Here is a 13,897-nt window from a genome sequence, read left to right as displayed (position 1 = left end):
ATGGCCGGGCGGCTCGCGGGCAAGGTCGCCGTCGTGACCGGCGGGGCGAAGGGGCAGGGCGAGGGCGTGGCGCGCCTCTTCGCCGCCGAGGGCGCGCGCGTCGCGGTGCTCGACGTGCTCGACGACCCGGGCGCCCGCGTCGCGGCCGCGGTCGGCGGGCGCTTCTTCCACTGCGACGTGGCGCGCGAGGAGGAGGTGGCGGCCGCGATGGACGCTACCGTCGCCGCCTTCGGCGGCCTCGACGTGCTTTACAACAACGCGGCAATCATCGCCTACGGGCGAAGGATCGCCGACCTCCGGGCCGAGGATTGGGACCGGACGATCGCCGTCAACTTGCGCGGCCCCTTCCTGTGTGCGAAACACGCCTTGCCGCACCTCGTGCGGCGGGGCGGCGGGGTGATCGTCAACGTCTCGTCACACGGCGCGTTCCAGGCGTCGCCGACGGGGATCGCGGACTATGCGGTGGCGAAGGGAGGGCTGGTGACGCTGACGTACTACCTCGCGTCGGAGTACGGCGCGGCCAACGTGCGCGCCAACTGCATCGCGCCCGGGCCGGTGCCGACGGACCTGAACCGGCCCTTCCTCGGCACGCCCGAGGGGCGGGCGATGACCGCGTCGTTCATCCCGCTCGGGCGGGTGGGCGAGATCGACGACGTGGCGCGGGCGGCGCTGTTCCTCGCCTCGGACGAGGCCAGGTGGATCACGGGGGCGGTGCTGCGGGTGGACGGCGGCATCGTGGTGCAGTGAGGCGCGCGACCACGTCCGCCGTGCTCGCGTTGCTCGCGGGCTGCTCCACCACGAGCGTCGGCCGCCCGCCGTGCGCGAACCACGTGCTGCGCGAGTCCGTCGCTCCCGGGGGGAATGCGAAGGCGGTCATCTTCGAGCGGGACTGCATGATCGCGGCCACCATCCAGGTCTCGCTCGTGCCCGCGGACGCGCGACCCCCGCGCGAGAGCGGCAACGTCTTCACCATTGGAGCGGGCAAGCACTCGTTCCAGGGTCGGCCCGTCGTCTCGGTCGCGTGGTCGGGGCCCGACAGGCTCACGATCAGCTACACGAGGGGCGCGGCGGTGATGAAGAGCGAAGGCCGGGTGGGCCCGGTCGAGGTCGACTACGCCTTCCTCGGCGGCGCAGCCGACGCTCCGCCCGGGCAGCCGCCGCAGGACCACCGGGGGCGCTAGCTAGGCGGGAGGCGCCGCTGCTCGGCGGTAGCCGCAGCTCACGCTACCCGCGGTGACCTGCTCGCCTGCGCCTACGGCCCCGCGCACGCCCGCCGCGCCAGATAGATGTCGCTCGTCCCATTGCGGTCGTCCTCCCACACCACGTAACATAGCCGCCGGTTGCCCCTCCGCGCGAGCGCGAGGCTCGGCCGGCTCTGCTCGCTCGCGCCCGCGCCCGTGTCGTCCACGCGCTCGGCGGGCGCGAACGTCGCGCCGCCGTCGAAGCTGGTGGTGAAGAAGACGTCGTCGTTGCCGAGGCGATCGTCCTGCCAGGCGACGAAGAGCGCCCGGCAGTCGGCGGCGAGGCTCGGGTGCCACTGGTTCGTGGGCGTGTCGTGGTCGACGTCGAAGCCCGTCTTGGAGTCGTCGAGCTGGCGGTTCGGGGTGAAGGTCGTGCCGTGGTCGTCGCTGCGCGCGTAGAAGATGTTCGTGTCGGGCTCGCGCGCGCGCAGATCGGTCCAGACGACGTGCAGCGGGCCGCGGCGGGAGACGGCGACCGAGGGCCGCTCGTCCAGGCGTTCGAAGTCGGCGAAGTCGTCGACCTCGGCGTTCGCACCCCAGGTCATGCCACCATCGTCGCTGCGCGCGAGGAAGATGTCCCAGTTGTAGTTGCGGAAGTCGGCCCACGCCGCGTAGACGGCGGTGCCGACGGCGGCGAGCGCCGGGCCCCACTTGTTGTCGAGGTGGGCGGCGAGGGGATCCGCCGGGCCGGCGTCGACGCGCACGGCGGGATCGAACGTCGTCCCGCCGCCGTGCCCGCGTGCGCTGTAGACGTGCTCGACCGGCTCGCCCTCGAAGCCCCCGTCGCGCTCGTCGACCCAGGCGACGACCGGGTCCTTGCCGACGAGCGCGATCGCGGGGACCCACTTGCCGACGCCGTCGTGGTCGTCGACGCGCACGTCGGGCCCGAGCTTGTTGCCGCGCCCGTCGAAGCGCGCGAGCTCGATGCGCCCGGCATCGTCGTTGCGCCCGGCGGCGAACTCCTGCCACGCCACGAACACCCGGCGGCCGCCCACCGCGATCGCCGGGTTCAGCTCGGCGACCGTCCCGGCCGGGTTGCCACTCACGTGGATGGGGGCCGCGAAGGTCCGGCCCCGGTCGCGGCTGACGGCGAGGAAGACGTTCTCGAGCCCGGCGCTCGCCTCGTGCCAGACGACGTAGACACGCACCCCGTGCGCGGCGACGCGCGGCGCATGCTGCGCCACGGGCACCGGCTCGTCGCCGCTCGCGCGCACGGCGGCTTCGAAGCGCGGAGGTGGGGCGCGGACGGGATCGACGGGCGCGGTGGTGGCGCCCGTCGGCACGTCGATGTCGGCGAACACGACCGCCTCGCGGTAGCCGTTCTCGCACGCGCCCGCGTCGAGCGACCCGCCGCACGCCACGCCCGAGCCCGGTAGCAGCTTCGCGCCGTCCGCGGCGAGCATCGCGCGCCGCTCGGCGCGCGTGAGCGCAGGGTTCGCGATCCCGGGATCGGGCGCGATCCACGGCGCGAGGGTGCGGAAGCCGGTGTCGGGGTTCTGCCCGATCCAGGCGTTGTTCGGGCCGAGCGGGCCGGGGCTCGTCTTCTGCTTGCGTCCGAGCACCGCGCTCTGCCCGTCGAAGGTCACGTCGTCGAAGAGGTTGCCGGTAATGCTCGCGTCGACATTCGCCACCCAGGGCACGTTCTTCTCGAGGTTCGCGAAGCCGCCCTCCTTGAAGATGTCGGGCTGCCACGGCGTGTCGGCGTACGCCCACTCGCTGAACGCCTCGGGCTGGAGGACGACGTTCGCGCCCTTGGCGAGGAAGCGGTCGTTCACGTCGACCATCCAGGCGTCCTTGGAGATGACGATCGCGAGCCGGCCGGCGGGCGTGTCGAGCACCTCCATGTCGCGCACGGGGCCGAAGGCGAGCGAGAGGCCGGCCTGGTTGCCGGGCGGCGGCTCCTCGATCGGCGTGAGATACGCCTTGTTGGTCGAGCCCCGAATGACGCCGCCGGTCGCCGACGGGCTCTCGAGCGTCCCGCCGTTGCCGTCGGGCACCAGCACCTCGCCGTCGGGCGCGAAGACGAGCGTCGTGTTGTGGGGGAAGGGCGACACGGCCTCGTAGGCGTAGGTGCGGGAGGGCTCGTCGGGGTCGCGCAGCAGGGCGACCAGCGCGGGCTCCGTCGCCTCCTCCACCCGGCGCGCGGGCGCCGCGTTGAACGACGCCGCGAGGTAGATGCCGTGCGTCATCGCGAGCTCGCGGAAGGTCTCGTAGAAGCCCCGGTACAGGGTGTCGGTGAGGGCGAGCACCAGGGTCCGGACGGCCGGCTGCCCGGGATACCTGGTCCTGTAGTAGCCGTACGGCGCGCTGTACGGTCCGAAGAGGGCCAGGATTGCGTCGGTCGCCGTCGTCTGCGCACGCGCCGCCGTGCCGCGGCTGCCGGTCAGAGCGGCGACCAGGCCGGTCTCCTCGGGCAAGACGACGAGCGCGTTCTGGGGTGCCGCGGGGTCGGTGGGGAAGAGGTGGCTCGCGACGTCGTCGACGCCCGCCTGCACGAGCGTCACGCGGCCCGGGAAGCCGGCGTCCATGAGCGCCGCCATCTTGTCGTGGAAGCTCGCGTAGGTGGTGGCGTCGGCGGTGCGGACCTTGTGGCCGACGGCGAACATGCGCACGGGCGTGGCCGCGGCCGGCGGGGTGAGGGCGAGCGTCAGGACGAGGGAGAGCGCGGGGCGGTGCACGGGCCGAGGAGTCTACCGCCGCCACCGGCGCCTCGGGAAGTCGCAATCAATGCAGCGGGTGGTACGGGCCGTGGAGGACGCCGAGCACCGTGAGCCCGTCCTCCGCGTCGACGTGGTAGAGGATGTAGTAGTCGTCGATGGCGATGTAGTAGCAGCCGCCGATCCCCTTCAGCAGCGAGGACCCCGGTGGGTGGGGATCATCGGCGAGCCCGATGATGGCCTCCCCGATGTCGCGCAGCGGGCTCTGTGGGATGCTCTCCAGCTCGCGGTAGGCGCTGTACGTGATGTTGAGGCGGGTCGGCATCGGGTCGTGGGGGGGTTATCGGCAGCGCGGGCGACGTTCTTGAGGGGCGGCGTGCACCGGGTCGCCCCTGCAACCCTCGGATCATGCAGGTGCTTTGTGGTCGTCGGGCGCCGCGCCGGTTGCAATGGCCGGGGAGCGTCGGTTAAGCTGTTTCGGTGGCGGAGTGCTGGTTTTTGGAGCTGAGGAGACTGCCCATCGATGCCTGCCAGTGAGTCCGAAGTGCTCGTCGGGCGCCGCTATCTGGAGCGGTCGTTCCTGGACGCGGCCATGCGGCTCTTCGTGCGCAACGCGGAGCTGGTCACGGCGGCGGACTGGACGCAGCTCGCGGAGCGGCTGCTCGAGCGGCACCGCATCCCCGATGCCGTGCGCGTGTGCGAGCTGGGCGGCGTGCCGCTCCCGCGCGAGCGCATGCTCGCCGCCGCCGACGCGTGCCTGAAGCGCAAGGACGTCGACGGCGCCATGCGCCTCTACGAGCTCGCCGGCGCCGATCGCGAGCGCTGGACGAAGCTGGTCGACGTGCTGACGGCGCTCCCCGATCGCGAGCGGCAGGCGGTCGAGATCGTCGACCGCCATCTGGGCGGCGAGTCACCGGAGCCGCGGCTCCAGGAGGCGCGGACGAAGGCGGCAGGGCGCCAGATCAAAGCGGTGAAGTAGCCTGGCCGGCCCCGCCGACTGGCTCCGACCGGCCGTCCGGAGCGCCGCCCCCTACGTCCCCGGCGAGCAGCCCGGCCCTGGCCGTCGGGTGATCAAGCTCAACACCAACGAGAACCCGTACCCGCCCTCGCCGCGCGTGCTCGAGACGCTCGGGCGGGAGGCGAACGCGACCGTCCGCCTCTACCCCGACCCCGAGGCGCGCGCGCTGCGCACGCGGGCGGCGGAGGTGTACGGCGTGCCGGCCGACCACATCCTGGCCGGCAACGGCTCGGACGAGCTGCTCGCCCTCCTCCTGCGCGCGACCATCGATCCGGGTGAGCGCGTCGCGTTCCCGGTGCCAACCTACAGCCTCTACGGCACGCTGGTCGCCGTGCAGGGGGGCGAGGCGGTGCGCGTACCCTGGCCGGAGGACTTCTCGCTCCCGCCCGCGCTCGCCGCCGCGCGCGCGCGTGTCACCTTCCTCTGCAACCCGAACTCCCCCTCGGGGACGCTGGTGGCGGTCGCCGCGGTCGAGGCGCTGGCGCGCGCGCTGCCCGGCATCCTCGTCGTCGACGAGGCGTACGTCGACTTCGCCCGCGAGCACGCGCTCGGGCTCGTCGGCCGGCTCGCGAACGTGCTCGTGCTGCGCACGCTCTCCAAGTCCTTCTCGCTGGCCGGGCTGCGGGTCGGGCTCGCCTTCGGCCACCCGGAGCTGCTGGCCGGGCTGCGCACCGTGAAGGACTCGTACAACCTGAGCCGCCTCTCGCAGGCGGCGGGCGAGGCGGCGCTCGGCGACCTCCCGGCGATGCGGGCCAACATCGCCCGCATCAAGGCGACGCGCGCGCGGCTCAGCACGGGGCTCGCGCGCCTGGGCTTCCGCGTGCCGCCGTCCGAGGCGAACTTCGTCTTCGCGCGGCGACCGGGAGTGGACCTGGGCCCGGTCGCCCGCGCGCTGGCGGCGCGTGATATCCTCGTCCGCCACTTCGCCGTGCCGGGCGCGCACGACGCGCTCCGCATCACGGTGGGGACGGACGCGGAGATCGACGCGCTGCTCGCCGCGCTTCGAGAGCTGTAGGCAGGGGGCCGGCGCTGAAGAGCTGTTCGAGACCGCCCGGCTAGTCGGCGCCGTCGTCGGCGTCGTCGCCCTCGTCCGCCTCGCCCGGCTCGGGCGGGGGCGGCTCGGTCGTCGTGGTCGCCGTCCCGCCCTCGACTGCCGCCCCCGGCTCCTCGACCAGGTCCTTCGGCTGCTTGTCGAGGCGCGCGTACATGTAGTCGCGCGCCTCGAAGACGGTCTCGCTCCCGGCGCGCATGACGTACGCCTTGCCCTCGTGCTTGGCGGCGAGGACGGTGCCGATCGGCTGCCCCTCCTTGTCGGTGAGGGTGATGCGGAGGTCGGGGTGGTCGAGCCCCCAGGCGGCCAGGTCCTTCGCCGGCTCGGCGGCGATGTCGGCGCCGCGGAGGTCGCGGAGGTCGTCCAGGAGGGTCGCGATCGCTGAGTCCTTGGGCTTCTTCCCCTCCGCGCCCTCGAGCGCCCACTTGCCCTCGCCGCGCGCGAGCCTGAGCGGGCCCCCGTCCTTCCGCTCGAACGCGAGCTTGCCGACGCGCGTTGGGTCGAAGCCGAGCACGGTCTTGTCGCGGAACTGGCTCGGCGGCTTGGCGAGGGTGCGGAACGTCCAGTCGCCCAGGGCGTACACCGTCGGCTGGTCGCCGCGCTTGGCGTAGATCTGCTTCTGCGTGCCCTGGGTCGTCTCGCCTCCGACCAGGAGCGCCTGGCTCGCGGCGCCGTCCGTGCCGGTCGTCACCGTGACGGCGAGCCGGGGCGCGGCGAGCCCGTACTTGCCGAGGTCGTCCGGGTGATCGTCCGGGAAGTCGACCGCGCGCGTCGAACGCAGCGAAGAGAGGTACGAGCGCACCTCGGTCGTGTCGCCGGGGTGGTCGCCCGGCTCCACCGTCCACGACTCCTTGTCCTTGCGGACGAGCGTCACGGTGTCGCCGTTCTCCGCCCTGATCTCGACCCGGCTCACGTCCTCGTCCTTGAAGGCGAGGATCGCCTTGTCGCGCAGGTCCTTGGCCTGCTTGTTGAGGCCGTAGCCGAGCGCCGAGGTGGTGAGGTAGAGCTTCGGCTCGTCGTCCTTGCGCACGTAGGCCTTGGCGCCGATGGCGGTGTTCTTGCCGACCACGAGGGGCGGCGGCTGCGAGCCGTCCTTGAGCGTGAGCTTGACCGTGACGGTCGGCTTGTCGAGACCGAAGTCGGCCAGGTTCGCCGGCAGCTGGTCGAGCGTCTTCTGCACCTCAGCGTCGGCGAGCGTCGAAAGGACACCCCCCACCACCGTGTCGTCGGCGGGCGCCTCGGCGGGCCGGACGAGCCGCCAGCCCTTGTCGTCCTTCCTGAGCTCGAGCTCGCGGTCCGGATAGGCGAGGACGAGGCCGGTGACGGCGTCCTTGTCGACGCCGAGCAGCTTCGCCTTCTTCCCCTCGCGCGCAGCCTCGGGGAGCTCGTAGACGTAGAGGTAGATGCCGAGCGCGGCGACCAGGACCAGGAGGATGAGGATGCGGCGGATCACCGGGACTTCCGGCGCCACCACACGGCGATGCCGGTCGCGATCATGAGCTGCGGGACGATGAGCACGGAGAGGTAGAAGACCTGCACGGCCTGGTCCCGGGTCAGCTCGGCACGCGAGGCGCGCACGGTGCGGCTGCGGATCGCAACCAGCTCCTCCTGGCCGACGAGCCAGCCGATGGCGTTCAGGAAGAGGTCGCCGTTGAGCCGCGCCTCGGCGAGCTGCTGGTTGTTGGCGAACATGGGCGTGCCGAAGACGACGAGCCGCGCCTCCTCGGGAGCCTTCTTCCCTTCCGGTGCCGGGGGCGGCGTGATCCCCAGGTCGTGCAGCTTGGCCTCCACCGCGACCGCGACGCTGAGCGGGCCCTTGCGGTCCTCGGGATCGAGCGACGCGGTCGGGTTCTGGCTGAAGACCTGGTCGACCTTCGTCTCCGCCCAGCTCGACGCGCTCGTCTTCACCAGCGCCGTGGCCGTGAGGCCCTTCTTGCCGGCCGAGTCGGGCTCGACGGTGCGGGTCTGCGGGTAGACGGTGTAGTCGCGGAAGTTCTGCGTGATGGGGTGCGTGCCGTAGGTCTTCGTGATCGGCTGGACGCCGAGCGTGGGGCCCTGGAAGAGACGCACCACCTGGTCGATCACGATGTCGTTGCCGAGCTTGGCGCCCCAGTCGGCGAGCAGCTTGGGCACCCGCTCGTCGCCCTGGCGTGGGCCGACGAGCGCGAGCAGGTGCCCGCCGCGCTTCAGGTACGCGTCGAGGATCTGCACCTCGTGCTCGCTGAGCGGCCGCTGCATCCCGGCGATCACGAGCGCGCTCGCGTCGTCGGGGATCTGCTCGGCCGAGGGCAGCACGAGCGGCTTCACCTCGTAGTTCTCCTGCTCGAGGGCGAGCTTCGCGCTGGCGTAGCCCTTGGGGTCCTCCTGGTTCGCGATGTCCGCCTCGCCGTCGCCCTCGGCGAAGTAGACGAGCTTCTTCGTCGTACCGGAGACGCGGATGATGCCGTTGGTGACCGTCTCCTCGGTGGGGTTGGCGACCACGAACGACTCCTTGCCGTACTGGAGATGCACGCTGCGCAGCGCCGTGATCTTCATCTGCTCGACCAGCGCGGGCTCCTTGTCCGGGTCGATGAGCCGGAACTTCACGTGGCTCGGGGCGGCGTACTGGTAGCTCTCGAGCAGGCTCTGGACCTGCGGGTCCTGCCCGCCCTCGACGAAGCCGGTCATGGCGAGGTCCTCCTTGAGGGCCTCGACCACCTTCTTCGATTGCGGCGCGAGGGTGTAGATGCCCGCCTCGGTCAGGTCCCAGCGATGGTGACGGCGCGCGGAGATGTAGTTGCCACCCCCGACCAGCAGGACGAAGAGGAGCGTGTAGACGAGCGCGCCGGCGCCGTAGCGCGTCGAGCGCTGGCCGAGGAGGCTGCGGAATTCCTCGAGCCCGAAGGACACGTAGGCGACGAGGAGCCCCGCGCCCGCGATCAGGTTCACCACGACGTAGGGGTCGTGCAGGGGCCGCTCGATGACGAAGGCCCCCGCGAAGCCGAAGGCGAGAAAGAGGAGGCCGAGGAGGCCGAAGAGCGAGCCCGAGCGGCGCACCGCTACCTCCAGCGCACGGACTCGACCGAGCGCAGCGACAGGAAGAGGCCGATCAGCAGGAGGGTGGCGAAGTAGACCAGGTCCTTCGTGTCGACGATCCCCTTGGTGAGCTCGCCGAAGTGCTCGGTGATCGAGGCGTAGCGCACGATCCGCCCCGCCGCGCCCTGCGTCGTCTCGCCGAGCCAGCCGATCGTGTAGAGGACGAGGAGCGCGAAGAGGGCGCCCACGTAGGCGATGACCACGTTGTCGGTGAACGACGAGACGAGCGTCCCGACGGCCAGGAACACCGTCGCCATGAGCGCGAGGCCGAGGTAGCCCGACAGCATCATCGGCACCTCGGGGTTGCCGTAGCGGACGAGCAGGAGCCCGAACAGCCCCGAGAGCGCCACCATGAGGAGCACCAGCGCGAGCCCGCCCAGGAACTTGCCGAGCACGATCTCGCCGACGCGCACCGGCGAGGTGAGGAGAAGCTCGTAGGTGCCCGAACGCTTCTCCTCGGGGAACATCCGCATGCTGATCGCGGGCACGATGAAGATGAGCAGCACCGACATGTTGTGGAGGAGCGGGACCACGACCATCTGGTTCAGGTTGAAGCGCGTGAGCATCTCCGGGTTGCGCATCATGCTGTAGATCTGCAGGGTCTGGTTGAAGGCGGAGAGGAGCGCGAAGAAGAAGTAGCCGGCGAGCGCCAGGTAGGCGGCGAGGAGCACGTAGGCGACCGGCGAGGAGAAGTACGAGCGCAGCTCCCGCCCGGCGATGGTTAGGACGTTGCGCATGCTCACGCGTCCGTGGCGGCCGCGGCGCCCGGGCCGTCGCCCGTGTCGCGCGAGATGGCCTCGAGGAAGACGTCCTCGAGCGTCCGCCCGCGGGTCAGGTTCGCGAGCTGATCCTCGACCACGATGCGGCCGTCGTTGATGATGACCACCTTGTCACAGACCTGCGACACCTCGGGCAGGATGTGGGTCGAGAGGACGACGGTGCGCTTGCCGCCGAGCGTCTTGATGAGGCTCCGGATCTCGATGATCTGCCTGGGGTCGAGGCCGAGGGTGGGCTCATCGAGGATCAGGACCGGCGGGTCGTGGATGAGGGCCTGGGCGAGCCCGACCCGCTGCCGGAACCCCTTGGAGAGATGGCCGAGGAGCCGGTCGCGCACGCCCACGAGGCCGCAGGTCTCGAGCACCCGATCGAGCGCGCCGGCGAGGTCGGCGCGCGCCATGCCCTTCAGCCTGGCGACGAAGCGCAGGTAGCCGGCCACCGTCATGTCGTTGTAGAGGGGCGGGCTCTCGGGCAGGTAGCCGATGCGGCGGCGGACCTCGCTCGAGTGGGTGAAGACGTCGAAACCCTCGACCCGGACCGTGCCGCTGGTGGCGGGCAGGAAGCCGGTGATGATGCGCATGGTGGTGGTCTTGCCCGCGCCGTTGGGGCCGAGGAAGCCCAGGATCTGCCCGGCGGGCGCCGTGAACGAGGCGTCGCGCACCGCGGCCAGCTCGCCGTAGCGCTTGCTCAGGTTCGCGACCTCGATCATCGATCGGTCTTGGACTCCGGAGGCAGCCGAGAAATTCGACCGGCGTATGTAGCGACGGCCCGGCGCGATTGCAAGTCGGTGTGCTGGTTGGACTCGCCCGGACCCCTCTGCTAGCGTCCGGGCGCGGCACATGGGATCGGCCTCGCCGGCTCTCCGGCCGCGCCTCTACCTGATCGACGGCAGCGGGTACGTCTATCGCGCCTTCCACGCGATCCCGAGCCTCGGGACCTCGCGCGGGGTCCCGACCAACGCCGTCTACGGCTTCACCAACATGGTCGCCAAGCTCCTGCGCGAGGAGGGGCCGCGGTACCTGGCGGTGGTCTTCGACCTGCCGGGCGAGACCTTCCGCGACCAGCTCTACGCCGGCTACAAGACCTCGCGCGCGCCCGTGCCCGACGAGCTCCGCCCGCAGATGGGCTACGTGCGCAAGGTGGTCGAGGCGCTCCGCCTCCCGGTGGTCGAGGTGCCCGGGGTCGAGGCCGACGATGTGATCGGGACGCTCGCCCGCCAGGCGAGCCAGGCCGGCGTCGAGACCGTGATCGTGACCGGCGACAAGGACCTGATGCAGCTGGTCGACGAGCGGACCACCTGGCTCGACACCATGCGCGACCGCCGCTGCGGCCCGGCCGAGGTGCGCGAGCGCTTCGGGGTCGAGCCGGCGCTCGTGCCCGACGTGCTCGGGCTGATGGGCGACCCCATCGACGACATCCCGGGCGTGCGCGGCATCGGCGAGAAGACGGCGGCGACGCTGGTGCGGGAGGTGGGGCCGGTGGAGGAGATCCTCGCCCACCTGGACGCGGTCGAGCGCACCGGCCTCCGCGGCGCGAAGAAGATCCGCGAGGCGCTCGCGCGCGAGGCGGAGACGGCGCGGCTCTCGAAGCAGCTCGCGACCATTCGCCGTGACCTGCCCGTCGCGCTCGACCTGGAACGGCTCCGCTGGCAGGGCCCGGACACGGAGAAGCTCCGCCCGCTCTTCGCCGAGCTCGAGTTCACCTCGCTCCTGCGCGAGCTCGCGCCGAGCGGCGCGGTGCCGGAGGTCGAGCACACGACCCTGCGGCGGCCCGAGGAGGTGCGCACCGCGCTCGGAGCCCTCGCCGCGGCGGGCGCGGTTGCCATCGTCCCGGTGGGTGCCCGGCTCGAGGCGCTCGCGCTCGCGGGGCCGAGCGGCCCGGTCGTCGTGATCGCCGAGCCCGACGCACCGGGCGCGCTGGCGGCGCTCGCCCCGCTCGTGGGCGACCTCGCCGTCACCAAGCTCGGCGCCGACCTGAAGGCGCTCCGCGTGGCGCTCGCCCGCCGCGGCGTCGCGCTCGCGGGCCCCGGCTTCGACATCGCGCTGGCCTCGTACTGCCTGAATCCCTCGCGCGCCGAGCACGGGATCGCCGCGCTCGCCGAGGAGCTCTTGGGCGTGGGGCGCGACGACGGCGCCGACCCGACGCTCGCCGCCTGCCGCGCCGCCGGCGCGGCGCACGCGCTGAGACCGCTCCTCGAGGAGCGCCTGCGGGCGCACGCGATGGAGCGGCTCTTCTACGAGCTCGAGATGCCGCTCGCCGAGGTGCTGGCCGAGATGGAGCTGGCCGGCATCCGGATCGACGTCGCGGCGCTCGGGGCGCTGTCGGCCGAGCTCGGCGCGGCGCTCGGGCGCCTGATGGCGGAGATCTACGCGCTCGCCGGCTCCGAGTTCAACGTCAACTCGCCGCCACAGCTCCGCACGGTGCTCTTCGAGCGCCTCGGCATCTCGCCCCGCGGCGTGCGCCGGGGGAAGACCGGGCTCTCGACCGACGTGGACGTGCTCACCCGCCTCGCCGAGCAGCACCCGCTGCCCGCCAAGGTCCTCGAGTACCGTGCGCTCGCCAAGCTCAAGTCGACCTACGTCGACGCGCTCCCCGCCTTGGTCGATCCCGCGACCGGCCGCCTCCACACCTCGTTCAACCAGACCGTGGCCGCGACCGGGCGGCTCTCGAGCTCCGACCCGAACCTCCAGAACATCCCGATCCGCAGCGAGGAAGGGCGCCGCATCCGCGCGGCCTTCGTCGCCGCGCCGGGCCACCGGCTCGTGTCGGCGGACTACTCGCAGATCGAGCTGCGCGTCCTGGCGCACCTCTCCGGAGACCGGGCCCTCATCGACGCCTTTGCGGCGGGCGAGGACATCCACGCGCGCACGGCCGCCGAGGTGTTCGCGGACCGCCCGCCGGCCGAGGGCCGGCGGCTCGCCAAGGTCATGAACTACGGCATCGTCTACGGGATGGGGGCGGCGCGGGCGGCGCGCGAGATCGGCGTCTCCCAGGCCGAGGCCGCGGCGTACATCGATCGCTACCTCGGCCGCTACCCCGGCGTGCGGGCCTTCATCGACTCGACCGTCGCGGAGGCGCGCGCGCGGGGCTACGTGACCACGGTCCTCGGGCGGCGTCGCTACCTCCCCGAGCTCGGGGCCCGCGACCCCGCCGTGCGGCAGTTCGCCGAGCGGGCGGCCACCAACACCCCCATCCAGGGCTCGGCCGCCGACCTGATCAAGCTCGCCATGCTGGAGGTCCGGCGTCGCCTCGCAGCCGCGGGGGGCGGGGCCCGCCTGCTCCTCCAAGTGCATGACGAGCTCGTGCTGGAGGTCCCCGCGGATCGGCTCGCTGCCGTCGAGTCGGCCGTGCGGGAGGCCATGGAGCACGTCTACCCTCTGCGGGTCCCGCTCGAGGTGGACGTGCGCCACGGCGCCACCTGGGCGGAGGCCCATTGACGCCGCCCGCGGTGCCCCGCCGCGCCCGGCGGCTGAATAGCCCGGGCGGCGGCCCGTCCTATCTGGCACGAGCGTTCCGTGGCTCCTAGCGACTGGGAGCTCGTCCAGCGCGCGCGGACGGGTGACCACGACGCCTTCCGCGAGCTGGTCGAGCGCTACCAGCGCAAGATCGCCGCGCTGGCGCTCGGCATGCTGCGCAGCCGCGAAGACGCCCTCGACATCGTGCAGGAAACGTTCACGAAAGCCTACCAGAGCCTCGACCGCTTCAAGGGAGACGCCGCCTTCTACACCTGGGTGTACCGCATCGCCTACAACCTGTGCGTGGACCACCAGCGGCGAGCTGCCAAGGGGCCGCAGATCGGCCTCGACGCCGAGGAGGACGCCCCGTCGGCCCGCGCCGACGGCCCCCACCCTGACGAGCCCTTCGCGCGGGCGCGCGATGCCGAGATCGCCCGCCGGGTGCGCGCGGCCATCCAAGATTTGACCCCCGATCACCGAGCGGTCATACTCCTGCGCGAGTTGGAGGGGCTCTCCTACGCGGAGATCAGCCAGGTTCTCGAGTGTCCCAAGGGGACGGTGATGAGCCGTCTCCACTACGCGCGCCGCCAGCTCCAGCGGCGTCTCCGGGAGCTCCTGTGAGG

At 72.2% G+C, this 13,897-nt stretch carries 12 protein-coding genes; 6 read left to right on the top strand and 6 right to left on the bottom strand.

The window, feature by feature from the left end; translation table 11 throughout:
- A complete protein-coding gene (locus E6J59_07655) occupies positions 1 to 747 on the top strand; it encodes an SDR family oxidoreductase (GenBank protein TMB20702.1) in 747 nt (248 codons plus the stop codon).
- Positions 744 to 1,181 (top strand): hypothetical protein, encoded by a 438-nt coding sequence (locus E6J59_07650; protein TMB20701.1) that lies wholly within the window; start codon positions 744 to 746, stop codon positions 1,179 to 1,181. The genes E6J59_07655 and E6J59_07650 overlap by 4 nt, the downstream gene beginning before the upstream one ends.
- Positions 1,182 to 1,252: 71 nt before the next feature.
- Here E6J59_07650 and E6J59_07645 read toward each other — a convergent pair whose 3' ends face one another.
- Together E6J59_07645 and E6J59_07640 are read right to left on the bottom strand one after the other, a co-directional pair.
- On the bottom strand, positions 1,253 to 3,919 hold the full coding sequence (locus tag E6J59_07645; GenBank protein TMB20700.1) for a hypothetical protein: 2,667 nt from the start codon (positions 3,917 to 3,919) through the stop codon (positions 1,253 to 1,255).
- A gap of 46 nt (positions 3,920 to 3,965) precedes the next feature.
- The gene (locus tag E6J59_07640; protein TMB20699.1) at positions 3,966 to 4,223 is read right to left on the bottom strand and encodes a type II toxin-antitoxin system RelE/ParE family toxin; all 258 of its coding nucleotides are present in this window, start codon (positions 4,221 to 4,223) and stop codon (positions 3,966 to 3,968) included.
- A 198-nt stretch (positions 4,224 to 4,421) separates the two neighbouring features.
- Between E6J59_07640 and E6J59_07635 the strand changes: the two genes are divergently transcribed.
- Entirely contained in the window at positions 4,422 to 4,877 is a 456-nt protein-coding gene (locus E6J59_07635; protein TMB20698.1) for a hypothetical protein, read from the top strand.
- Position 4,878: 1 nt separating this feature from the next.
- Positions 4,879 to 5,931: a histidinol-phosphate transaminase gene (gene hisC, locus E6J59_07630; GenBank protein TMB20697.1), complete on the top strand. Its 1,053-nt coding sequence runs from the start codon at positions 4,879 to 4,881 to the stop codon at positions 5,929 to 5,931.
- A 40-nt stretch (positions 5,932 to 5,971) separates the two neighbouring features.
- Here hisC and E6J59_07625 read toward each other — a convergent pair whose 3' ends face one another.
- The 4 genes from E6J59_07625 to E6J59_07610 are packed head-to-tail and all read right to left on the bottom strand — an operon-like array spanning position 5,972 to position 10,528.
- The gene (locus tag E6J59_07625) at positions 5,972 to 7,438 is read right to left on the bottom strand and encodes a DUF4340 domain-containing protein (GenBank protein ID TMB20696.1); all 1,467 of its coding nucleotides are present in this window, start codon (positions 7,436 to 7,438) and stop codon (positions 5,972 to 5,974) included.
- On the bottom strand, positions 7,417 to 9,015 hold the full coding sequence (locus E6J59_07620) for a hypothetical protein (GenBank protein ID TMB20695.1): 1,599 nt from the start codon (positions 9,013 to 9,015) through the stop codon (positions 7,417 to 7,419). Before E6J59_07620 ends, E6J59_07625 begins: the two co-directional genes overlap by 22 nt.
- Entirely contained in the window at positions 9,006 to 9,779 is a 774-nt protein-coding gene (locus E6J59_07615; GenBank protein TMB20694.1) for an ABC transporter permease, read from the bottom strand. Before E6J59_07615 ends, E6J59_07620 begins: the two co-directional genes overlap by 10 nt.
- Positions 9,780 to 9,781: 2 nt before the next feature.
- A complete protein-coding gene (locus tag E6J59_07610) occupies positions 9,782 to 10,528 on the bottom strand; it encodes an ATP-binding cassette domain-containing protein (protein ID TMB20693.1) in 747 nt (248 codons plus the stop codon).
- A 130-nt stretch (positions 10,529 to 10,658) separates the two neighbouring features.
- On the opposite strand from E6J59_07610, the gene polA reads away from it, so the two are divergent.
- Entirely contained in the window at positions 10,659 to 13,256 is a 2,598-nt protein-coding gene (gene polA, locus E6J59_07605; protein ID TMB20692.1) for a DNA polymerase I, read from the top strand.
- Positions 13,257 to 13,292: 36 nt separating this feature from the next.
- Positions 13,293 to 13,895 carry a sigma-70 family RNA polymerase sigma factor gene (locus tag E6J59_07600; protein TMB20691.1) on the top strand — a complete coding sequence of 201 codons (603 nt, stop codon included), beginning with the start codon at positions 13,293 to 13,295 and terminating at the stop codon, positions 13,893 to 13,895.
- Positions 13,896 to 13,897 lie beyond the last annotated feature (2 nt).

It is taken from the genome of Deltaproteobacteria bacterium (genome assembly GCA_005879795.1).
Lineage (GTDB): Bacteria > Desulfobacterota > Binatia > DP-6 > DP-6 > DP-6.
The sequence above is the reverse complement of the archived record's forward strand: the minus strand, read 5'-3'. Positions and strand labels throughout refer to the sequence as shown.